The sequence below is a fragment of the Ornithinimicrobium sp. genome, assembly GCF_030537745.1.
GTDB lineage: Bacteria > Actinomycetota > Actinomycetes > Actinomycetales > Dermatophilaceae > Ornithinicoccus.
Window position 1 is genome coordinate 33,969 of the sequence record NZ_JAUNVI010000004.1, and the last position, 21,794, is coordinate 55,762.

Annotated in this window: 22 protein-coding genes and 1 riboswitch; of the genes, 5 read left to right on the forward strand and 17 right to left on the reverse strand. The window is 69.0% G+C overall.

What is annotated here, in order from left to right; genetic code table 11:
* Positions 1–34 precede the first annotated feature (34 nt).
* The 4 genes from Q4P07_RS01670 to purH are packed head-to-tail and all read right to left on the reverse strand — an operon-like array spanning position 35 to position 3,375.
* Positions 35–376 carry a DUF3017 domain-containing protein gene (locus tag Q4P07_RS01670; RefSeq protein WP_303373155.1) on the reverse strand — a complete coding sequence of 114 codons (342 nt, stop codon included), beginning with the start codon at positions 374–376 and terminating at the stop codon, positions 35–37.
* The gene (locus Q4P07_RS01675) at positions 373–1,239 is read right to left on the reverse strand and encodes a bifunctional methylenetetrahydrofolate dehydrogenase/methenyltetrahydrofolate cyclohydrolase (RefSeq protein ID WP_303373156.1); all 867 of its coding nucleotides are present in this window, start codon (positions 1,237–1,239) and stop codon (positions 373–375) included. The genes Q4P07_RS01670 and Q4P07_RS01675 overlap by 4 nt, the downstream gene beginning before the upstream one ends.
* Positions 1,236–1,757, reverse strand: a complete 522-nt coding sequence (locus Q4P07_RS01680; protein ID WP_303373157.1) for a glycine cleavage system protein R — start codon at positions 1,755–1,757, stop codon at positions 1,236–1,238. Before Q4P07_RS01680 ends, Q4P07_RS01675 begins: the two co-directional genes overlap by 4 nt.
* Before the next feature lie 22 nt (positions 1,758–1,779).
* The gene (gene purH, locus Q4P07_RS01685; protein ID WP_303373158.1) at positions 1,780–3,375 is read right to left on the reverse strand and encodes a bifunctional phosphoribosylaminoimidazolecarboxamide formyltransferase/IMP cyclohydrolase; all 1,596 of its coding nucleotides are present in this window, start codon (positions 3,373–3,375) and stop codon (positions 1,780–1,782) included.
* Between the two features lie 28 nt (positions 3,376–3,403).
* Positions 3,404–3,481, reverse strand: a riboswitch (ZMP/ZTP riboswitch).
* A gap of 33 nt (positions 3,482–3,514) precedes the next feature.
* On the opposite strand from purH, the gene Q4P07_RS01690 reads away from it, so the two are divergent.
* The gene (locus tag Q4P07_RS01690) at positions 3,515–4,126 is read left to right on the forward strand and encodes a class I SAM-dependent methyltransferase (RefSeq protein WP_303373159.1); all 612 of its coding nucleotides are present in this window, start codon (positions 3,515–3,517) and stop codon (positions 4,124–4,126) included.
* Between the two features lies 1 nt (position 4,127).
* Here Q4P07_RS01690 and purN read toward each other — a convergent pair whose 3' ends face one another.
* The 6 genes from purN to pcrA all read right to left on the reverse strand — a co-directional run bounded on the left by purN (position 4,128) and on the right by pcrA (position 11,425).
* Complete coding sequence (gene purN, locus Q4P07_RS01695) at positions 4,128–4,733, reverse strand: phosphoribosylglycinamide formyltransferase (RefSeq protein WP_303373160.1); 606 nt, start codon at positions 4,731–4,733, stop codon at positions 4,128–4,130.
* The gene (locus tag Q4P07_RS01700) at positions 4,717–6,045 is read right to left on the reverse strand and encodes a DUF6350 family protein (protein WP_303373161.1); all 1,329 of its coding nucleotides are present in this window, start codon (positions 6,043–6,045) and stop codon (positions 4,717–4,719) included. Before Q4P07_RS01700 ends, purN begins: the two co-directional genes overlap by 17 nt.
* Positions 6,046–6,211: 166 nt before the next feature.
* The gene (sucD, locus tag Q4P07_RS01705) at positions 6,212–7,102 is read right to left on the reverse strand and encodes a succinate--CoA ligase subunit alpha (protein ID WP_303373162.1); all 891 of its coding nucleotides are present in this window, start codon (positions 7,100–7,102) and stop codon (positions 6,212–6,214) included.
* A 35-nt stretch (positions 7,103–7,137) separates the two neighbouring features.
* Positions 7,138–8,322 (reverse strand): ADP-forming succinate--CoA ligase subunit beta, encoded by a 1,185-nt coding sequence (gene sucC / locus Q4P07_RS01710; RefSeq protein ID WP_303373163.1) that lies wholly within the window; start codon positions 8,320–8,322, stop codon positions 7,138–7,140.
* A gap of 104 nt (positions 8,323–8,426) precedes the next feature.
* A complete protein-coding gene (locus Q4P07_RS01715; protein WP_303373164.1) occupies positions 8,427–8,849 on the reverse strand; it encodes a cobalamin B12-binding domain-containing protein in 423 nt (140 codons plus the stop codon).
* 53 nt (positions 8,850–8,902) lie between these two features.
* Positions 8,903–11,425, reverse strand: coding sequence for a DNA helicase PcrA (pcrA, locus tag Q4P07_RS01720; protein WP_303373165.1), 2,523 nt, complete (start codon positions 11,423–11,425; stop codon positions 8,903–8,905).
* Positions 11,426–11,533: 108 nt separating this feature from the next.
* Between pcrA and Q4P07_RS01725 the strand changes: the two genes are divergently transcribed.
* The 4 genes from Q4P07_RS01725 to Q4P07_RS01740 are packed head-to-tail and all read left to right on the forward strand — an operon-like array spanning position 11,534 to position 14,359.
* On the forward strand, positions 11,534–11,929 hold the full coding sequence (locus tag Q4P07_RS01725; protein ID WP_303373166.1) for a hypothetical protein: 396 nt from the start codon (positions 11,534–11,536) through the stop codon (positions 11,927–11,929).
* On the forward strand, positions 11,926–12,399 hold the full coding sequence (locus Q4P07_RS01730; RefSeq protein WP_303373167.1) for a hypothetical protein: 474 nt from the start codon (positions 11,926–11,928) through the stop codon (positions 12,397–12,399). The genes Q4P07_RS01725 and Q4P07_RS01730 overlap by 4 nt, the downstream gene beginning before the upstream one ends.
* Entirely contained in the window at positions 12,396–13,256 is an 861-nt protein-coding gene (locus Q4P07_RS01735) for a PIG-L deacetylase family protein (RefSeq protein WP_303373168.1), read from the forward strand. Before Q4P07_RS01730 ends, Q4P07_RS01735 begins: the two co-directional genes overlap by 4 nt.
* The gene (locus tag Q4P07_RS01740; RefSeq protein ID WP_303373169.1) at positions 13,253–14,359 is read left to right on the forward strand and encodes a lysylphosphatidylglycerol synthase transmembrane domain-containing protein; all 1,107 of its coding nucleotides are present in this window, start codon (positions 13,253–13,255) and stop codon (positions 14,357–14,359) included. Before Q4P07_RS01735 ends, Q4P07_RS01740 begins: the two co-directional genes overlap by 4 nt.
* Positions 14,360–14,363: 4 nt before the next feature.
* Here Q4P07_RS01740 and Q4P07_RS01745 read toward each other — a convergent pair whose 3' ends face one another.
* Genes Q4P07_RS01745 through Q4P07_RS01775 form a run of 7 tightly spaced genes read right to left on the reverse strand, consistent with a single transcriptional unit; the run spans position 14,364 to position 21,742 of the window.
* The gene (locus Q4P07_RS01745) at positions 14,364–15,131 is read right to left on the reverse strand and encodes a type 1 glutamine amidotransferase (protein WP_303373170.1); all 768 of its coding nucleotides are present in this window, start codon (positions 15,129–15,131) and stop codon (positions 14,364–14,366) included.
* Positions 15,128–16,447 (reverse strand): Mur ligase family protein, encoded by a 1,320-nt coding sequence (locus Q4P07_RS01750; protein WP_303373171.1) that lies wholly within the window; start codon positions 16,445–16,447, stop codon positions 15,128–15,130. The genes Q4P07_RS01745 and Q4P07_RS01750 overlap by 4 nt, the downstream gene beginning before the upstream one ends.
* Before the next feature lie 11 nt (positions 16,448–16,458).
* Entirely contained in the window at positions 16,459–18,072 is a 1,614-nt protein-coding gene (gene guaA / locus Q4P07_RS01755) for a glutamine-hydrolyzing GMP synthase (protein ID WP_303373172.1), read from the reverse strand.
* Positions 18,069–18,401: a DUF3817 domain-containing protein gene (locus Q4P07_RS01760; RefSeq protein WP_303373173.1), complete on the reverse strand. Its 333-nt coding sequence runs from the start codon at positions 18,399–18,401 to the stop codon at positions 18,069–18,071. The genes guaA and Q4P07_RS01760 overlap by 4 nt, the downstream gene beginning before the upstream one ends.
* The gene (locus Q4P07_RS01765; protein WP_303373174.1) at positions 18,398–19,153 is read right to left on the reverse strand and encodes an SURF1 family protein; all 756 of its coding nucleotides are present in this window, start codon (positions 19,151–19,153) and stop codon (positions 18,398–18,400) included. The genes Q4P07_RS01760 and Q4P07_RS01765 overlap by 4 nt, the downstream gene beginning before the upstream one ends.
* Positions 19,154–19,170: 17 nt before the next feature.
* Positions 19,171–20,631, reverse strand: a complete 1,461-nt coding sequence (locus Q4P07_RS01770; RefSeq protein WP_303373175.1) for a YncE family protein — start codon at positions 20,629–20,631, stop codon at positions 19,171–19,173.
* Entirely contained in the window at positions 20,618–21,742 is a 1,125-nt protein-coding gene (locus tag Q4P07_RS01775) for a GuaB3 family IMP dehydrogenase-related protein (RefSeq protein ID WP_303373208.1), read from the reverse strand. The genes Q4P07_RS01770 and Q4P07_RS01775 overlap by 14 nt, the downstream gene beginning before the upstream one ends.
* Between the last annotated feature and the right edge of the window lie 52 nt (positions 21,743–21,794).

Sequence of the window (21,794 nt, forward strand, 5' to 3'; positions counted from 1 at the left end):
TCGACAACCGCCCTCTCGATGGTCGAGAGGGCGGTCAGGCGCCCAGACGCAGACTGCTGGCCAGCACCGCGATGGCCAGTCCGAGCAGGGTCAGGGTGAGGACGTCAAAAGCCTTGCCCCTCACCCGCAGACCGCCGGCACGCCGCTCGGGCAGCACCGCTCGAAGCAGCGCCAGCACGCCCATGGTGACACCGACGGCATAGCCGAAGAACCGCAGGTTCTCGGCCATCAACAGAACGGTGGCCATCATGAGCCCGGCCACGCCGACCCACCAGGGACCCAGCGGTTGCCAGGGGCGCGCAGCCGCACGTTCGGCATCGGCATCGGATGCCCCAGCACGGGAGGCGCCGCCCTCACCGGACAGGGGATCGGTCACGCGCCACGGGCCGCGGACAGGCCCGCCTCCCGTTCTGCAGCCTCGACGACGTTGGCCAGGAGCATGGCGCGCGTCATGGGGCCGACGCCGCCCGGGTTGGGCGAGATCCAGCCGGCCACCTCGGCGACGTCCGGGTGGACGTCGCCAGCGATCTTGCCGTCCCGGCGCGCCACCCCGACATCGAGCACGGCGGCACCTGGCTTGACCATGTCGGGCGTGATCAGATCGGGGACACCGGCGGCCGCGATCACGACATCGGCCCGGCGGGTAGCGGCCGCCAGGTCGCGAGTCCCGGTGTGGCACATGGTGACCGTCGCGTTCTCGCTGCGTCGGGTCAGGATCAGACCGAGCGGCCGTCCCACCGTCAGGCCGCGACCAACGACCACCACCTCCGCCCCGGCCAGCGGCACGCCATATCTGCGCAGCAGCTCGACCGCCCCTACCGGCGTGCACGGCAGCGGCGCCGGCTCCCCCATCACCAGGCACCCCAGGTTGAAGGGGTGCAGGCCGTCGACGTCCTTGCGCGGGTCGACGCGAGAGAGGATGGCGAACTCGTCCAGGCCCGTGGGTTGCTGCACCAGGTAGGCCGTGCACGCCGAGTCGGCGTTGAGGGCATCGACGAGCGCCAGCACCTCCTCGAGGGTGGCGTCAGTGGGCAGGTCGTGACGGAAACTGGTGATCCCAATCTCGGCGCAGTCCTTGTGCTTGGCACCCACATACCAGGTGCTGGCGGGGTTGTCGCCGACGAGCACAGTGGCCAGTCCGGGCACGATCCCACGCTCCGCCAGGACCGCGAGCCGCGCCCGCAGCTCGTCCTTGATCGTGGCCAGGACGACCCGTCCGTCCAGGATCGTGGCGCTCATCGCTGCGTTCCTTCCAGGCTGATATCGACCATGAGCTCTCCGGCGAGCTCTTCCAGCGCGCTGCGCAGAGAGTCCAGCTCGGTGTCGGCGGACGGGTGCACGGTGGCGGACACCTCGAAGAGCTGCCCGCCAGCCATCGGCGCTGAGGTGGTGCGGCTGTCCAGTTCGCCGATGCTGACCTCGTGGTCGGCGAGCACCGTGCTGATCTCCCGGATGATCCCGGGCCGGTCGTTGCCGACCAGCTCCAAGTGCAGCGGCGCGAGGGCGACCCCAGCCTTGGGCTCGGCGACCTCGTGGACCGTCGTGTCCAGCACTCCTTCGAGCGGCTCGAGCGCCGCCGTCAGTGCTGCGACGTTGCTCTGCGGGACGTCGACCAGGACGATGCCAGCGAATTTGCCGGCGAGTTCGGTCAGCTGGCTGCGCCCCCAACCGCCTCCGTGTTCGGCGATGACGTCGGCCAGCGCACTGACCAGTCCAGCTCGATCGTCACCGATGACAGTCAGCACAAGGGTAGCCATGTCGACGACTCTAGCGAGGACGTCAGTGGGCGAAGTGGCGGGTGCCGGTGGAGTACAGCGAGATCCCGGCCGCCACCGCCGCCGCCACGACCTCCTCGTCGCGGATCGACCCCCCGGGGGCCACGACGGCGCGCACGCCCGCGTCAAGCAGCACCTGCAGACCGTCGGCGAAGGGGAAGAAGGCGTCCGAGGCGGCCACGGAGCCCTTGGCGCGCTCCCCTGCCCGGCTGACCGCCAGGTGGCACGAGTCGACCCTGTTGACCTGCCCCATACCGATCCCGACGCTGGCGCCGTCGTGCGCGAGCAGGATCGCATTGGACTTGGTCGCGCGGACCGCCCGCCAGGCGAACTGCAGGTCTGCCAACGTCGCTTCGTCCACGGGCGCTCCGGCGACCAGACGCCACCGCGCGGCGGCGTCCCCGCCCCCCTCCACCTCGGCGTCGACCGCATCGGTAGCCTGCATCAGCATCCCGCCGGAGATCTCGCGCTTCTCTACGCCGCCCCGCAGGGGCGACGCGGCCTTGAGCAACCGGAGGTTCTTCTTGCTGCGGAGGAGCTCAAGCGCATCGTCGTCGAAGCCGGGGGCGATGACGACCTCGGTGAAAATGTCCTTGACCTGCTCGGCCATGGCGAGGGTGACCGACATATTGGTCGCGATGATCCCGCCGAAGGCCGAGACCGGGTCACAGGCGTGCGCCTTGCGGTGGGCCTGCGCGATGTCGGCACCGACCGCGATCCCGCACGGGTTGGCGTGCTTGATGACCGCCACCGTCGGCTGGTCACCGTGGTCGTGCGCGGCGCGTCGAGCCGCGTCGGCGTCGACGTAGTTGTTGAAGGACATCTCTTTGCCGCCGAGCTGTTCGGCCTGGGCCAGACCCGGGGTCGGCGCAGCACCCTCGGTGTAAAGAGCGGCGCGCTGGTGGGGGTTCTCGCCGTAGCGCAGGACCGCAGCCTTGTCCCAGGTGGCGCCGACCCACGCCGGGAAGGTGGTCCCGTCTCCGGTGTCGCTGACGACCTCGCCGAACCAGGAGGCGACCTGCACGTCATAGCTCGCGGTGTGCACGAACGCCTCCGCGGCCAACTGCTGCCGCTGTGCGAGCGTGAACCCGCCGGACTGGAGCGCCTGAAGGATCTGCGGGTATGCCGTGGGGCTGGTCACCACGGCGACGCTGCGGTGGTTCTTTGCCGCGGCGCGCACCATGCTCGGTCCGCCGATGTCGATCTGCTCGATCACGTCGTCCTGCGCCGCCCCCGACCTCACGGTCTGCACGAACGGATAGAGGTTGCACACGACGAGGTCGAAGCCCTCGATCTGCAGCTCGGCAAGCTGGCGGAGGTGGTCCGGGTTGGTGGTGTCGGCGAGCAGTCCGGCGTGGACCCTCGGGTGGAGGGTCTTGACGCGTCCGTCGAGGCACTCCGGAAAGCCGGTGAGCTCCTCAACCCGCGTGACGGGCAGGCCGAGCCCTTCGATCAGGGCAGCGGAGCCGCCAGTGGAGACGATCGAGACTCCGGCCTCATGGAGGCTGCGGGCCAGGTCGGGCAGTCCGGTCTTGTCATAGACGGAGACGAGGGCACGGTGCAGCGGGCGGCGCTGCTGGGCGGCGGGGGGCGTGGTCACGAGGTGCTCCTGGGGTGCGGGACGGCGGAGTGGGCACCCAGGCGGTCGATACCCACGAACCTCACTTCCCGGTGGTGACCCACCCGCGCCAGTCGTGTGCCCCCAGTCTACGAGGGCAGGGTGGCACTACCATCGGGGCATGACCTCCCGGCACGCTCGGCACTGGGACCAGGTGGCCTCTCGGTATGAGGAGATGTCGGCGGGATTCGAGCGTCGTCTCCTGGCATCCAGCCGTCCGTGGGTGACCAGCCGTGCCCACGGGCGGGTGCTGGAGGTGGGGGTGGGCACCGGACTCAATTTCCCTTATTACGCGCCCAACACCGAGCTCACCGGGATTGAACGCAGCCCATCCATGCTCATCGAGGCACACGCCAAGGCGTCCCGGCTGGGGATGGACGTGACGCTGCAGGAAGGCGACGCCGGCCTCCTGCCCTTCGAGGACGCCTCCTTCGACAGCGTGCTGAGCACTTTCGTGCTGTGTTGCGTTCCTGATGAGGAGCGTGCACTGCGCGAGATGGTCAGGGTGCTGGCACCGGGCGGATCGTTGCTCCTGGCCGACCACGTCGCTTCGGACCGGTGGTGGCTGCGCGGTGCTCAGCGGCTCGTGGACGTGGTGACCGTCCCGCTGCAGGGCGAGCACCTCGGGCGCCGCCCGCTGCCGATCGTCCACGAGCTGGGCCTCGAGGTGCTCGAGACCACCCGAACCACCCTGGGGGCCATGGAGCGCATCCACGCCAGAGCCACCGGCTGAGCTAGACGCTGCAGTCCGGTCGGACCGTGGGAAGCCACGCCACCAGAAGCTCGCGCTCGGCTACCTTGATGCGCTCGTGGAGAGTTTGCTGCGTGTCACCGTCTAAGACGTCGACGGCCCGTTGGGCCAGGATGGTGCCGGTGTCGACGCCGGCGTCCACCTCGTGGAGCGTGCATCCGGTCACCTTCACGCCGTGGGCGAGTGCGTCGCGGACGCCGTGCGTGCCGGGGAAGCTGGGCAGCAGTGCCGGATGCGTGTTGATCACCCGGTGCGCCGCCAGCACCCTCGGCCCCAGGATTTTCATGAAGCCGGCCGAGAGAACCAGGTCCGGGTGGTGCTCATCCAGGGCGGCGCTCAGGGCCAGGTCCCAGGAAGCGCGGTCCGGGTGGTCGGCCAGGGACACCACGAAAGTGGGGATCTCCCTTCCCCGCGCCCGGTCCAGCCCCGCGATCTCGTCCCGGTCGGCACCGACGGCGACGACCTCGACGCCATATCCAGGCTCATCGCTCGCGTCGAGCACCGCCTGCAGCAGCGTGCCGGAGCCCGAGACGAGGACCACCACCCGGAGGCGGGGTCGGCCTCCCCCGCCGTCAGTCTTGTTGTCCACGCAGCATGGCCCGTCGACCGCCGAATCCGACCCGGGCGCCGGTCAGGTGCAGGACGCTGACGGTCAGGAGCGCTCCTGCGCCGACCTCGAGGCTGAGCAGGCTGGCCATCAGCCACGGGTTGACGCCGATGGTGCCGAGCAGGCCGGGAGTGAGCCCTCCGGTCGCCAGCCAGCCCAGCAGCAGTGCGGCCAGGCCGACGACGAGTGTCGCAAACAACGCCACCTTTGCCTTGGTCCACCAGTTGGACAGGCGGGAGGTGGATCGGACTGCCTGATAGCCCAGCCAGCATCCCGCCAGCACCGGGATCAAGGCCAGTCCGAACAGTCCGGGCGGCATGGCGCCGGGCTCGGGCAGGGCACCGAGGACGGGCAAGAGCGGCAGGTCTCCAGCGGTCGACCCGGTCCAGCCGATGTGCACGGTGCCGACGCTCAGTCCGGCGCCGGTCAACCAGGACAGCGCCCAGACGAGGTAGTTGGGCAGCGCGAGGAGTTGGGTGCCGGTCAGGACGGTGGTGCCGACGATGCCGGCGTCGAGGGTGGCGTAGAGGCTCAGCACGCGTTCGCCGCGGATGAGGAGCAGGCCGAAGACGAGCAGGAAGCAGGCGACACTCAGACCGACCAGCACGTGGAGTGCGGCGGGGATCCCCCGGCTGACGAGGACTGGCGTGTGCGCCTTGGCCCACCGCAACCCGGCGTCCACCGCGGGGTGCTGGTCCTTGCGGTGCAGCGCCCACCAGACCAGCACGATGCCGACCGAGGGCACCAGGACCGCACCGGGGACAAGGCTGACCAGTCGGACCGGCGCCAGGCCGAAACTGGCGGTGTGCGCGAGGAGCAGCCCGGCGAGGAGATAGCCGACCACGAAGGCGGACGCAGCCTGGCCACCCAGGGCGTGCCACGCAGAGCGCCACCCTCCGATGATCGGCACCCGGGCCACGAGGTCGTCCCGGTTGACCACTACCTGGCTCGCGGCATACCAGCAGATCCCCACCATCAGCGCCGTCAGCAGCAGGGGTGCGAGCACCACATCGGCACCGGGCACCTGGACCTGGGCGCGGTGCGCCAGTGCCCAGAGGTCGATAGCGGCGCCGATCGACTGCCAGAAGGAGGCGGTGCTGCGCTCCTCGGCGAGCCACGTGATCACGGTTGGCACCGCGATGGCGAGCGTCCCGAGCAGGACGCACACGGCTCCGGCGAACGCCGCGGTCGCCAACTTGAGGAGCCGACCCAGGCTCACTCCCGGGTCACGGGTCGAGGGAGCCTGGGCGCGATCCGCGCCCTCGGTGGTGTCAGGTCGTTGCAGCACAGTCATGGCTTTTCTATCCTCAGACGTCTCGCGGGCCCGCGCACGGAGGCGCGCCGGGAAGCAACGGGTCGGGCCGAGCCGCACGCACTGTCAGGACCAGACTCGCCTCACCTCACCCCGGACGTCGAAGGGCGGCAACCCGCTCTGGGTTGCCGCCCTTGGAGAAAGAAACTCAGGCCATCCCAGCGATGATCTCCTTCATCAGGGCAGCGGTCTGGGACGGCGTCTTGCCGACCTTGACGCCGGCGGCCTCCAGGGCCTCCTTCTTGGCTTGCGCGGTGCCCGAGGACCCGGACACGATGGCGCCCGCATGGCCCATCGTCTTGCCCTCCGGTGCGGTGAAGCCCGCGACATAGCCGACGACCGGCTTGGTGACGTGCTCCTTGATGTAGGCCGCAGCCCTTTCCTCCGCATCGCCACCGATTTCGCCGATCATCACGATCGCGTCCGTCTCGGGGTCCTCCTGGAAGGCCCGGAGACAGTCGATGTGAGTGGTGCCGATGATCGGGTCACCGCCGATGCCCACTGCGGTGGAGAAGCCGATCTCACGCAGTTCGTGCATCATCTGGTAGGTCAGGGTGCCCGACTTGGACACGAGCCCGACCCGACCGGCCCCGGCGATGGTGGCCGGGATGATGCCGACGTTGGACTGCCCGGGGCTGATCACGCCTGGGCAGTTCGGACCGATGATCGCGGTGGTGCCCTTGCTCTGGGCGTAGGCGAAGAACTCGGCGGTGTCTTGCACCGGCACCCCCTCGGTGATGACGATGACCAGCGGCATACCGGCATCCACCGCCTCCACGACCGCGTCCTTGGTGAAGGCCGGTGGGACGAAAACCACGGAGACGTCAGCGCCGGTGGCCTCCATCGCATCGGCGACGGTGCCGAAGACGGGGATCGCGGCTCCGTCCTCGAAGTCGACGGTGGTGCCCGCCTTGCGGGGGTTGACGCCGCCGACGATCGTGGTGCCGGCGCGGAGCATGAACTGGCTGTGCTTCATCCCCTCCGAGCCGGTCATGCCCTGCACGATGACCTTGGAGTCAGATGTCAAAAATATCGCCATGGTGGTCTCTTGGTTCCTTAGCTAGGTCGGGTCGGTCAGTTGGCGGCGGCGAGCTCGGCGGCCTTGCGGGCGGCGCCATCCATGGTGGCCTCAACGGTCACCAGGGGGTGCGCTGCCTCGGCGAGGATCCGGCGGCCTTCCTCGACGTTGTTGCCGTCGAGGCGGACGACGAGCGGCTTGGACGCGCTGTCACCGAGGATCTGCAGTGCCGAGACGATGCCGTTGGCGACCTCTTCGCAGGCCGTGATGCCCCCGAACACGTTGACGAAGACAGACTTGACCTGCTCATCCCCCAGGATGACGTCGAGGCCGTTGGCCATCACCTCCGCGGAGGCACCGCCACCGATGTCAAGGAAGTTAGCTGGGGAGGCCTGCCCCCCGGTGAAGTCCTCGCCGGCGTAGGCGACGACGTCGAGGGTGGACATGACGAGGCCAGCCCCGTTGCCGATGATGCCGACGTTGCCGTCGAGCTTGACGTAGTTGAGGCCGAGTTCCTTGGCCTTGGCCTCCAGCGGGTCGGCGGAGGACTCGTCCTCCAGCGCCGCATGGTCAGGGTGCCGGAAGTCTGCGTTGGCGTCCAGGGTCACCTTGCCGTCCAGCGCCAGGATCGTGCCGTCCTCGGTCTTGACCAGCGGGTTGACCTCGACCAGGGTCGCGTCCTCACCCTTGTAGACGTCCCACAGGCTGATGAGCGTTGGGGTGATGGCGGTGACCTGCTCGGGGTCGAAGCCAGCCTCGGTGAGGATCTGCTCAGCCTTCGCCTCGTCGATGCCGGTGTTGGCGTCAACCGCGACCTTGGCCAGCGCGTCGGGTTGCTCGACGGCGAGGGTCTCGATGTCCATGCCACCCTCCTTGCTGCACATCGCCAGCAGGGAGCGGTTGGCCCGGTCGAGCAGCAAAGAGAAGTAGTACTCCTCCGCGATGCGCGCGCCCTGGGCGATCATCACGGCGCCGACGGTGTGGCCCTTGATGTCCAGCCCCAGGATCTGCTCGGCAGCCTCGACAGCCTCGGCCGGAGACTTGGCCAGCTTCACGCCACCGGCCTTGCCGCGACCACCGACCTTGACCTGCGCTTTGACGACGACGACGCCGCCGCTGTCGGCGCCGATGCGCTCGGCAGCCGGGCCGGCGTCCGCAGCCTCGGTGACGACCTCGGCCGCCAGGACCGGGACGCCGTGCGCCTCGAAGAGGTCACGTGCTTGGTACTCGAACAGATCCACAGGTCAGTTTCCCATCGTGATTGTGAGGGTGGTGAAGGGGGACTCGATATGCCGTGAGCTCATCATCTGATGCGGCGACGAGGCGATGAGTCAGCCGCCGGGGATTAACTGGCGGACGCCGGCTCATCGGGGGCGCCCAGGTGCTCTCGCACCCAGGTGGTGATGTCACTGGTGGAGGCGCCAGGGGTGAACACCGCAGAGACGCCCATCTCGCGCAGCGCCGTGACGTCGTCGTCGGGGATGATCCCGCCTCCGAAGACCACGATGTCGCTGGCGTCCTGCTCCTTGAGCAGTTCCAGGACCCGTCTGAACAACGTCAGGTGAGCACCGGAGAGGACCGACAGGCCCACGGCGTCTGCGTCCTCGGCGATGGCTGCGGCCACGATCTGCTCGGGAGTCTGGTGCAGCCCGGTGTAGATCACTTCGACTCCGGCGTCCCGGAGGGCGCGTGCGACGACCTTGGCGCCGCGGTCGTGCCCGTCGAGACCAGGTTTGGCCACGACCACGCGCAGCGGTGATGAGGTCATGGACCGCAGGATATCGCAGCGATGACGCGTGGTGCGGTGGGCCCGGTCAATGTTCAGAGCTTGACGAGCGGTGCCACGCGCACGAGGAGTCGTTTGACGCCCACCTCGCCACCGAAGTCGACGTGGGCCATCGTGTGCCGACCGGTCCCCTCCACCCGGACGACCGTGCCCATCCCGAAGGTGTCGTGACTGACCCGGTCCCCGGCCGACAGCCGCTCCAGAGCACCCTCTTCCTCCGACGACCGCTCGCGCCTGGGTGCGCTGCCGCGCGGGTTGAGTCGCACCGCCTCGGGCCGTTCGGCGTAGCCACCAGCGCGCCGTTGGCCATACCCTCCGGACCAGCCAAAGCCCTCCGCCGCCGAAGGTCGCCCACCGAAGCTGGAGCGGTCGGCATCGGTGCGCTCCCAGGTGACCAACTCCTCGGGGATCTCGTCGAGGAAGCGCGAGGCGGGAAAGAACATCGGCGCACCGAAGGCGGCCCGGCTCCCGGCGCGGGAAAGGTGCAGCTCCTCGCGCGCTCTGGTGATGCCGACGTAGGCCAACCGGCGCTCCTCCTCGAGCTCGTCGGGGTCGTCCAGGCTGCGCGAGTGGGGGAAGGTGCCGTCCTCCAGCCCGGTGAGGAAGACGACGGGGAACTCCAGGCCCTTGGCAGTGTGCAGGGTCATCAGGGTCACCACGCCCCTGGACTCCTGCTCGGCGTCGTCGGGGATCTGATCAGCGTCCGCGACGAGCGACACCTGCTCGAGGAAGTCGACGAGCCCACCCTCGGGGTAGTTCTCGTCGAACTCGTGGGCGACGGCAGCCAGCTCGGCGAGATTTTCGACCCGCGTCTCGTCCTGGGGGTCGCTGGAGGCGCGGAGCTCGGCGAGATAGCCGGTGCGCTCCACGATGGCCTCGACCAGGTCGGCCACGCCCGCCTCCGCATCCCCGGCGACCGCGCCCAGACCTTCCAGGAGGGAGGTGAAGCCGCGGATCGCGACGGCCGAGCGGGTCGCGATGGCGGGGGCGTCCTGCGCGCGGCCCAGGGCCGCGACAAAGGGGATGCGTTCGCGCTCGGCCAGCGCCTGCACCGCACCGACCGCCCGGTCACCGATACCGCGCTTGGGCGTGTTGAGGATGCGTCGCAGGTTGACGTCGTCGGCCGGGTTGGCGATCACGCGCAGGTAGGCCAGGACGTCCTTGATCTCCCGGCGCTCATAGAACCGGGTGCCGCCGACCACTTTGTAGGGCAGCCCCGTGCGGACCAGCACCTCCTCCAGCGCGCGGCTCTGGGCGTTGGTCCGGTAGAAGACGGCGACGTCACCCGGGCGGACTCCCCGCTGGTCAGCCAGCTCGTCGATCCGGCGGGCCACGAAGGAGGCTTCATCATGCTCGTTGTCAGCGACGTAACCGACGATCGCAGCCCCCTGCCCGGCATCGGTCCACAACCGCTTCTCGCGCCGGCGCGGGTTGCGGGCGATGACGGCGTTGGCGGCGGTGAGGATGGTCGAGGTGGAGCGGTAGTTCTGCTCGAGCAGGATCGTGCGTGCCTGTGGATAGTCCTGCTCGAACTCCACAATGTTGCGGATCGTGGCGCCCCGGAAGGCGTAGATGGACTGGTCCGCGTCGCCGACGACGCACAGCTCGGCCGGCGGGAGCGGGTGGTCTGCGCCGTCGACGATGTCGCCTTCGTGGCCGACCAGCTCGCGGATCAGGGAGTACTGCGCGTGGTTGGTGTCCTGGTACTCATCCACCATGATGTGCCGGAAGCGGCGGCGATAGTGCTCGCGCACGGCCGGGAACGCCTGGAGCAGGTGGACCGTGATGCTGATGATGTCGTCGAAGTCGAGCGCGTTGGCCGCCCGCAGCCGACGTTGGTAAAGCGTGTAAGCCTCCGCGACCTTCTGCTCGTAGGGGTTGTTGCCGACGCCGGAGGCAAACGTCTCCTCATCGATCAGGTCGTTCTTGGCATTGGACACCTTGGCGCAGAAGGCTCGTGCCGGATAGCGCTTGGGGTCCAGATCGAGATCACGGATAACCATGCCCATCAGACGTTGGCTGTCGGCTGCGTCATAGATGGAGAAGCTCGACTTCAGGCCCACCGTCTGGGCCTCCCTGCGCAGGATCCGCACGCAGGCGGAGTGGAAGGTGGACACCCACATCACCTTGGCTCGCGGACCGACCAGTGCCGCCACCCTCTCGCGCATCTCGGCGGCGGCTTTGTTGGTGAAGGTGATCGCCAGGATCTGTCCGGGATGGACGTGACGCTCGGCGAGCAGATAGGCGATGCGATGGGTCAACACCCGCGTCTTGCCCGACCCCGCACCGGCCACGATGAGCAGGGGCGACCCCGCGTGGATGACCGCCTCGCGCTGTGGCTCGTTGAGCCCCGCGAGCAACTCCTCGACGGTCCGACCGTCCCCGATGCGCGCGACCGGCCCTGCGCCACCGCCTGCCCGGGCGGACGCAGCAGCGCCCTCGACCGCCCACGCGGGCACGCCGCGCTCGTCGACCTCGTCCGGCTGGCCGCTCGCAGCAGGCGCCGACATCGAGGGCAACGGGAGGTCAAAGTTGAGGTGGTCGAAGAGGCTGCTCATCCTCTCCTCATTCTAGGCGCGCCCACCGACGACGCTGCCCCGGCTTGGCAGCATCCCCGCTTAGGCTGTCCACGTGACCTTCCCACCGGCCAGCACCCCTCTGCTCCCGTGACCTCGGGCGCCAACGACTACCTCGACCCCGCCACCATGGCCCTCCTGGTGGGCGGCATGGTCACCGCGCTGGTCGCGCTCGTCGCAGGCCTCAACGGCCGGGCGCCCGGTCGGATCACCGTGGGTCTCATGGCCCTGCTGCAGGCCGGAGCGTTGGCCTACGCCGCGATCTACCTCCTTCGCCAGGTCCGCGGCGAATCGCCCGTGGGTCCGCTGTGGGAGTTGTGGGCCTATCTGCTCACCATTCTCGTCCTGCCTGCGCTGTCGCTGATCTGGGCGCGGGAGGAGCCGTCGCGGTGGAGCACCTTCGTGCTCGCGGTCGCGGCCTTCACCACTGCCGTGATGGCGGCCCGCTGCGCCCAGATCTGGCATGGGGTAGGAATGCTCCCGTGAGGCTTCCGGCGGCTGATGGGGGGGACCGTCGTCATGGCCCCGGCCGGGTCATCCTCACGATCTACCTGATCTTCGTGATCGGCACCGTTTCCCGATCCGCCGCCCAGATCCTGACGCACTTCGAGGTCGCGCCCCTCGCCTACATCCTGTCTGCGTTCGCCGCCGCCGTGTATGTGGTGGCGCTCGTCTCCTTGTCGCTGTCCGGCCGCCGGGCCTGGTGGGTGAGCGTGGTCGCGCTCTCCGTCGAGCTGGCTGGCGTGCTGGCCATCGGGACCTGGAGCTATGCCAGGCCAGAGGTGTTCCCGGACCAGACCGTCTGGAGCCACTACGGCCAGGGCTATCTGTTCATCCCCGTGCTGCTGCCGGTCTGGGGCCTGTGGTGGCTGCTCTCCGAGCGGGGCGCCCGCGCGTCAGCGTGCACCGCGGCCAGGCGTGGCTCCGCGGCGGGGACGCTCGGCGAGCAACGATGACCGGCGCCGGACCAACGCGCAGGGCGGCGCACACCAGAGCGACGGTGGTGGCGCTCAATGCGCATCCCGACGACGAGGCGCTGCTCTCCGGTGGGACGCTCGCCGGGCTCGCCAGCCGTGGGCACCGCGTCGTCCTGGTCACCGCCACCGACGGTGGTGCCGGCTGGGCCGCACGGGACATGATGGCGTCCGGACGCCTCGGACAGGTGCGGCTGGCCGAGCTGCGCACCAGCGCCGCGGCCCTCGGCGCCGCCGACGTCATACCTCTGGGGTATGCCGATTCTGGCCATCTGGGCGAGGTGCCCCCCGACCCTCCGGGACAGCGACGTCTGGTGCGGGTGCCGGTCGAGGAGATCGCGGACCGCGTCGCCGCCATCGTGCGCAGCGAACGCGCCGACCTCCTGCTCGGCTATGACCACAACGGCGGCTACCACCATCGCGACCACATCCACATCCACCACGTCGCCCGCGCGGTGGCGCTGCAGACCGGCGTCCGTCTCCTGGAGGCGACGGTCCCGCGGGAGCCCATCGTGAACGTCCTGCGGATCGTCGAGCGGTTCCGGACCCTGCCTAACAACTTCGCAGCCAAGGACTGGACGGACGCCTTCTCCCCAATGGCACAGATCACGCACCGCATCGATGTCCGCCCCTTCTTGGGCGCCAAACGGACCGCCATGCAGGCACACGTCTCCCAGGCCGCGGGCACCTTCCCCCGGACCATGAGCACCCTGCTCGCGCTGCCGAAGCCGGTCTACCGTCTGGTCTTCAGCTTCGAGCACTTCCTCGACCCACAGCTGGCGCCCCGGGCTGCTGGGCTGCGCGGTCGGCGAGAACTGATCCGGGACGTGCTGACGTGAGCCAAGGGATGGAGACTGCCCAGCCGACCCTGCGCCACCTGGGGTGGAAGGACGTCCTCAGCTCGGTGCTCGGGCTCGCCATCGTCATCGGCCTGATCGCGTGGGGTATGCCGCACCTGCTGGAGACTTCGTGGAAGGACATCTGGGCCCAGCTGTCCAGGGTCCGGCCCAGCACCGCCGTCGCCATGGGTGCCCTCCTGCTCGCGGGCTGGTTCTGCTACACGTGGGTGCTCATCGGGTCACTGCCCGGGTTGCGCCACTTCAAGGCTCTCCAGACCAACGCCGTCAGTGCGGTCGTGTCCAATGTGCTCCCGTTGGGCGCTGCGGTGGGGATCGCGCTGACCTGGACGATGTGGCGCACCTGGGGTTTCGGCAAGCGCGCCATCTCGACCTCCATCCTGGTGACCGGCATCTGGAACGTCCTGGCCCGCGTCACCCTGCCGGTGATCGGCTGCCTGGTGCTCGTCGCGGGACCGATCGAGGCCCCCCGGGTGGTCGTCATCGGAGCCGGCGTCGCCGGCACGGTGGGCGCGGCGGTCGTCGTGGTCTGCGCGCTGATGATCTTCTCCGACAGGGTCGCCGCCTGGGTCTCGCGGGCCCTGCACGCAGTGCTCTCGCCCTTCAGCCGCCGGGTCCGGGAGGGGCAGGGTATCGACCACCTCGTCACCGACCAGCGTCGCCGCGTCGAGGAGGTGGTCCGCGCCGGATGGCTGCCGATGACGCTCGGCATGAGCGGGCAGTTCCTCCTTCTCTTCGGTCTCTACTGGTTGGCGGCCCGGGTGGTCGGGCTCGATGTGCCGATGGCCGAGCTGATCTGTGCCTACGCCTTCCGTCAGCTGCTGACGGTGATCGCCATCACCCCCGGTGGTCTGGGCGTGACCGAGGTGGGCACGGCCGGGCTGCTGATCCTCTTCGGCGGCAGTGCCGGTGCGGCGTCGGCAACGGCCCTGCTCTACGCGATCTACGCGCACCTGCTGGTCGTGCCCTTCGGGGTCGCGGCCCTGGGCGCGTGGTGGGTGCGGACAGGCCGAGTGGCCCTCGCCTCCGGACAGCTCTCACCACCGGGCAGCGACCCGGACGCCGAGGGCGAACCCGCACGATGACTGCCTAGCCCAGCAGTCGGCGGACCTGCAGTTCGTGCGCCTGGCGCGCGAAGTCGTCGTCGATCTGACCGGGCGTCCAGTCTCCGGTCGCCCTCCGCGCCGCGATCTGGATCAGCCCGTCGGCCAGCGCCGGGTTGGTCGGCAGCACCGGTCCGTGCAGGTAGGTCCCCACCACATTGCCCGCCCGGGCCCCCTCGGTGCCGTCCTTGCCGTTGTTGCCCTGCCCGTGCCGGACAGTGCCGAACGCTGACTGCGACTGCCCCAGCACCGTAGATCCAGAGTGGTTCTCATAACCCACTACCTGACCAAAGGCGGTGTCGAGCACGACCGGCCCGATCATTCTCGTGGCGTTGCCCTGCGTCGTCACGTCGAGGATGCCCAGGCCGGGCAGGCGCGCACCCTCGGTGGTGATGAAGGTCTGCCCGAACAACTGGTACATCCCACAGACCATCAGCATCGGGACACCGTCGGCGGCGAGCTCACGAAGGCGTCCGGCCTGGGCAGTGAGGTCGTCCTGGACGCGCAGCTGACCACTGTCCTGCCCACCTCCACCCAGCACCAGGTCGACGCGTTCCGGCCAGGCTGCACCGGGATGATGGTCGTGGACGACCGGACGATAGCCGTGCCAGCGCAAGCGCGCGGCGATGCACCTGGTGTTGCCGAGATCGCCGTAGATGCTCATCTCACGGGGGTAGAGGTGGACGAGGTGCACCTCGCCCTTGTCCGCGGGCACGTCGGCCAGCGCCGTCACCGCCTCGGGCAGCACGGTCATGCTTCTGCGTCCTCTCCGAAGCGAGCGAGGTGGAAGCGGTCCGCCAGTCGCCGTCGTAGGTGCATCATCGCGGTGTAGGTGCAAAAGATCCGGGTCGGCTCCCCCGCGTTCGTCAGCAGGAAACGATCGAGGGCCGCGTCCAGGTCGGACTCCACCTCAGCCACCTCGACTCCGTCGTAGCGCAACCGCAGGGCCATGTCATAGCCGCGGACGCCACTGGTCACGTCGACGCCACGCTCGCGTAGCGAGGTGAACGAGACGTCGTAGAGCCAGGACACGTCACGGCCGTCGGCGTAGTCGTCGTTGACCGCGATCATGGTCGCGACCGGCTCGGCGCCGTAGGTGCCCAGGGCAACGGTGAATCCGGCAGGGTTCTTGACGAGGACCAGCTCCAGCGGCGCCCCGTCGGCGTCGATCACCTCACCGCGACCGAAGGGCGGGTTGACCGCCGCCAGCGCAGCGGCCGCGACCGCTGGCTGGAAGTCTGCCCCGAGCAGGTGCCGGGCGCTCGTCGTGGCTGCCGTGGCGTTGATCATGGCCGCGAGCCCGCGTTGGCGCAGGGTCATCGGACCGACGTCGGCGCCGTCGCCAAACCGGACCGTGAAGGAGCCGCCATCGTCGCCGGGGAGCAGCAAGCCATCCTGCTCGGACAGGCAAGGCCTGGCGCCGACCTCCTCGAAGCGGACGTCGGCCTCCTGCAGCTCTGGCAGGCGGTCCGCGATGCGAGGGTCCACCCCAAACCAGCCGACGCGGACGTCGGCCCCGACCTCGTCGCGGATCCGGGAGATATAGGTGTCGTCCGCGTTGAGCACGACCCCGCTCGTCGTCTGCGCAGCCAACTGGGCGAGCAGCCGCGCCGTCTGATCGATCTCAGCAAACCGGTCAAGCTGGTCGCGGGCCACGTTGAGCAAAAGGGCGTGCGTCGGCGGCACCTGCGCCGCGAAGTGCAGGGCGTGCGCCTCGTCCAACTCGACGACGGCGATATCGGCCCGCACCGTGCCAGCCAGGCTCACGTCGCCGAGCAGCGAGGAGAGCACTCCTCGGGTGAAGTTGGAGCCGGTCGGGTTGGTGAAGACGCGCAAGCCGTGCGCACGCAGCAGCGCGACGAGCATCTTGGTGGTGGTCGTCTTGCCATTGGTGCCGGACACGACAACTACCCCTAGGGGCAGGTTGCCGAGGGTATGACGAAGGACGCCGGGGTCGATCTTTTCGCAGACCAGCCCCGGCAGCGCCGAGCCGCCGCCTCGGAGCCGGGACACGACGCGGGTGACCTTCCCCGCGGCCAGCGCAACGATAGTCCGCGGACGGATCGGCATACCGGTCAGCCTCACTCCCACTCGATGGTGCCCGGCGGCTTGCTGGTGACGTCGAGGACAACGCGGTTGACATCCTCGACCTCGTTGGTGATCCGGGAAGAGATCGCAGCGAGCACGTCAAAGGGGATGCGGGTCCAGTCCGCCGTCATCGCGTCCTCGGAAGACACCGGTCGCAGCACGATCGGGTGACCGTAGGTGCGGCCGTCGCCCTGCACCCCGACCGAACGCACGTCGGCGAGCAGCACGACCGGGCATTGCCAGATCCCCCGGTCCAGGCCAGCCGCCGTCAGCTCCTCGCGCACGATGGAGTCGGCCTGACGCAGGGTCGTCAACCTTTCGGCGGTGACCTCACCGACGATCCGGATCGCCAGCCCTGGGCCCGGGAAGGGTTGGCGCCAGACGATCGTCTCGGGCACGCCGAGCTCCAGCCCGACCTGGCGGACCTCGTCCTTGAAGAGCATCCGCAGTGGCTCGATCAGCTTGAACTGCAGGTCGTCGGGAAGGCCACCGACGTTGTGATGGCTCTTGATGTTGGCCGTGCCCGCGCCGCCACCCGATTCGACCACGTCGGGATAGAGGGTCCCCTGGACCAGCCATTTGACTGGGTGCTCATCCTCGCCGGCGGCCCCGGGACCAGAGCTGTGCTCCCGAACGATGTCGCGGGCGGCCTGCTCGAAGACCCGGATGAACTCGCGGCCGATGGCCTTGCGCTTGGTCTCCGGATCGGTCACCCCGGCCAGCGCGGCGAGGAAACGCTCGCGCGCGTCGACGACGACCAGGTCGACCCCGGTCGCCGTGACGAAGTCCTTCTCCACCTGCTCGGCTTCCCCCTCGCGGAGCAGCCCGTGGTCGACGAAGACACAGGTCAGCTGGCTACCGACGGCCCGCTGCACCAGAGCAGCAGCAACCGAGGAGTCGACGCCGCCGGACAAGCCGCAGATGACGCGGTCCGCTCCGACGGTGGCCTTGACCTCTTGGACCAGCTGCTCAGCCACGTTGCCGCTGGTCCAGGTCGGCTCGATGCCAGCGCCGTGACGCAGGAAGTTCGCCAGGACCGCCGCCCCGTGCTCGGAGTGCAGCACCTCCGGATGCCACTGCACGCCGTAGAGGCGTCGCTCGTCGTCCTCGAAGGCAGCCACCTGGGCACCGGGCGTGCTGGCCGTGACCCTGCACCCGAGGGGCGCGGCGTCGACGGCGTCGCCGTGCGACATCCAGACCACCTGCTCGGAGGGTTGGCCGGCGAAAAGGGTGCTGTGCTCCGGCTGCACGGACGCAGTGGTCTGGCCATACTCGCGCTGACCGGTCCGGGCGACCTGCCCCCCCAGGACGCGCGCCATCGCCTGGAAGCCGTAGCAGATGCCCAGGACGGGCACACCCGAGGTGACCAGGGCCTCCTGCAGCGCCGGCGCCTGCTCCGCATAGACGGACGCTGGACCTCCGGAGAGGATGATGGCGGCCGGATCCTTGGCCAGCATCTGCGCGGCGGGCATCGTGTGCGGCACGACCTCGCTGTAGACCTCCGCCTCTCGGACCCGGCGGGCGATGAGCTGGGCGTACTGCGCGCCGAAGTCGACGACGAGCACCGGTCCGGTGCCAGGGGCAGAGGTGAGGAGCCGCGAAGTCACGCGGTCACCTTACCGGCGTCGTTGATGGACGCGATCTGGGCCTTGGCCTGCGTGGCGATCTTGTGCTCGACCCAGAACGAGAGCAAGGGCACGCAGCCCGCGAGCATGACCAGCACCATCTTGCCCATCCCCCACCGCAGCTCGAAGCCGAGGAGCGCGGTGGCGATCAGGTAGACCATGAAGACCCACCCGTGCGGCGACGGCCACCACGCGAGGGCGTGGTTGTCGAAGCCGTAGCGCAGCACCATGTGCGTGACCAGCAGGAGTAGCCCGACCCCGACGACGAAGGCCATGGTGCGGAAGAAGGTGAGCTTGGCGCGGGGGGTCATGCGGGATCTCCTGAGGTCGTGCTGGTGAGTGCGGCGGGGCGGGCGGCCTCGTGCAAAAAGCGGAAATACATGTAGATGGCGAAGAGAGCGAAGACGAACCACTGCAGGGCATAGCCCACGTTGCGCAGGTTGACGCCGCCCTCGCCGAAGACCGGCGGGGGGACGCGCACGATGGCTTCCCCGCTCACCCTCGGTTCTTCGTCGGTGAGGAAGACGAAGCCGTTGTAGAGCGGCTCGTCCCAGTCGTTGACGAGGTCAGCAGTGTCGATGCCGCCCCGTTGCCCCTTCGGCAGGTCAGCAGTCCCCGCGTGCTCGCTGGGCGCCAGGCTGCCGCTGACGCGGATGTGGCTCTCGGACGGCCGGTCCGCCTGATCCGGGTCGGTCACGAAGCCGCGGACGACGGGCAGCAGCGCCGTCTCCCCTGCCGACATGGTGCGCAGGGGCGTGACGACCCAGTACCCCGGCTGTCCGTCCAGGAGGCGGCGCGGCACCAGGAACTGGTCGGCCACGACATACTCTCCCTCGGTCCAGACGGGCAGGCCCGCGCCGTACGGGGGGAACGCCTCGTGCGGCCCGGTGATCTGCGACAGCGGCTGGACCTGCAGGGCGGACTGCGTCTGGGCCAGCTCCCTGGCCGCCTTGTTGGAGCTGACGCCCAGCTGCCACATACCGAGCTGGTAGAAGGCGACCACCACCACTGCCAGCAGGGCCAGCAGTGCCAGCCAGGCCGGCTTCAGGGCAGTGCGGATCACCGTGTCAGGGTAGGTGATCAACCTGTGGCGGGAAGCAGGGTGCTCTGATCGTCGAAGACGTAGATGGCGCCGTTGTAGCAGGCGACCCAGACCGTGTTGGTGACCGGGTCGTAGTCGATCCCGATGGGCACCGCATCCACCCCGACGGTGTCGATCACGGTCATGTCCGAGGTCCGGATCTTGGAGACGGTGGCCTCGTTGTAATTGACCACATACAGGGCAGACTCATCGGGTGAGAGCGTGACGCTGCGGGGCTCCAGGCCGGGGTAGACCTCATCGACGATCTCGTCGGTCGCCGTGTCGATCTTGTAGATCGTGTTGGCCGAGCTGACGGTCATGTAGAGCGTCGTGCCGTCCTCCGTGAGGTTGAGGTGGCGGGGGCGGAGCGTGGTGTTCATGACCAGCTCGCTGGTGCCAGCCTTGATGTCGATTTTGAACAGTGACTGCGCATACATCGCCACGACGTAGGCGGTGTTGCTGTCGGGCATGATCGCGATCCCTCGCGGAGCCTCGTTGACATCGATGACCTTGATTTCCTTGGCCTTCTCGACGTCGACAACCGAGATGCTGGCGTCGCACCAGTTGCTGACCAGGACGGTCGACTGGTCAGGCGTGATCTCCACGTACTTCGGCACGGCGCCGACCTTGATCACCTGATCCCAGGCCATCTCCTGCGCGTCGAAGCGGTAGAGGAAGGAGGGACCGACCCCGCTGGCCTGGGTGCACGCGTCAAAGCCCTGGACGCCGAAGTTCTCTCCGAACATCGTGTACTGGGACACATAGGCGTAGCGCCCGTCTGCGGTCCAGACTGCCTCGACCGGCGACCCCTCGGAGATGCCCGGATGTCCTTCGATCCCGAACTCGGACAGGTCGACCGCGTCGTCCAGGACGACCACCTGCTCCCGCGTCGAGGAGTCGAAGACCGTCGAGGTGTGGCTATACATCATGTTGTTGGCGATCATCAGTCCGTGGTTGGAGGCGACCACCGACTTCGGCGTCATCCCACCGGTCAGGTAGTCGACCTTGGTCAGCGCCGTCTTTTCGCTGGCGTGCGTGACCGGGGTTTGGGCCTGCTGCCAGACAGGGTCGGGCTCCGGGGTCGAGACGGCTGCATCGTCCTCCTTGGCGCTGTCTGCCTCACTGCCCGAGGCGCCGTCGGCACTCTGCTTGCCAGCGTCGTCCTTCCCTGGTGCCTGCGCTACCGCGACCGGCTTGTCGCCGTTGGCCACCTGGTCCCCCGCGCCGCGGTTGCCTAGCATCCAGAACGCCACCACGACGAGTCCGAGGACCAGGAAAGCGCCGATCCCGGCCGCGATGGCGCGGCGGCGGCGGATGTAGATGGGGTCCTGACGGACGTGCACGCGGTAGCGGGAGCGCTCGCTGTGATCGGAGTCCCTCGCGTGGCGGCGCGGGTCTCCACCCTCGTCCCAGTCCTCACCGGCCTGCTCATTGGGCCGGTCGTTGTCAGCGCGACCCATAGGGTGCCACCACCACTTCTACTCGTTGGAACTCTTTGACATCCGTGTAGCCGGTCGTCGCCATCGCCCTGCGCAAGGCACCCATGAGGTTGGTGGTGCCGTCAGCAGTCACCGCCGGGCCGGTCAGGACCTGCCTCAGGCTCCCGACCGTGCCCACGTCGACGCGCTCGCCGCGGGGCAACTCGGGGTGGTGTGCCTCCGAGCCCCAGTGAAAGCCGTTGCCGGGGGCTTCGGACGCGCGCGCTAGGGCAGCCCCGAGCATGACGGCATCGGCGCCGCAGGCGATGGCCTTGACGACCTCGCCGGACACGCTGGCCCCTCCGTCGGCGATGACGTGGACGTAGCGACCGCCCGATTCGTCGAGGTAGTCGCGTCGGGCGGCGGCGGCGTCGGCGATCGCGCTCGCGGCGGGTGTGTGAATTCCCAGGGTGACGCGTGTCCGGTGGGCCGAGCCGCCCCCGAAGCCCACCAGGACCCCAGCAGCGCCGGTGCGCATGAGGTGCAGGGCAGCCGTGTAGGTGCCGGCCCCACCGACGATGACCGGGACGTCGAGCTCGTAGATGAAGCGCTTGAGGTTGAGCGGCTCGGCCCGTCCGGACACGTGCTCGGCCGAGACGGTCGTGCCGCGGATCACGAAGAGGTCGACGCCGGCGTCGACGACGACCTTCCAGAACTGCTGAGTGCGCTGCGGCGAGAGCGCACCAGCGACGGTGACCCCTGCCTCGCGGATCTGGCGGAGACGTTCGGTGATGAGCTCAGGCCGCACCGGCGCCGCATACAGCTCCCGCATCCGGCTGATGGTCTGGTCCAGTGGCAGGGCCGCGATCTCGGCGAGTGCCTGCGTCGGATCGTCATATCTGGTCCACAGGCCCTCGAGATCGAGCACGCCCAGACCACCAAGACGTCCCATCTCGATCGCGGTCTGCGGTGACATGACCGAGTCCATCGGAGCGGCCAGCACCGGAAGGTCGAAGTGGTAGGCGTCGATCTGCCAGGCCAAAGAGACGTCTTCAGGATCACGGGTGCGCCGGGAGGGCACCACCGCGATGTCGTCGAAGGAGTAGGCGCGCCGCCCACGTTTGCCCCGCCCGATCTCGATCTCGCTCACCAGGACAGGCTACCCAGCGTGGGGAGCGGATCCCGACACGCCACACCCGCGCTGG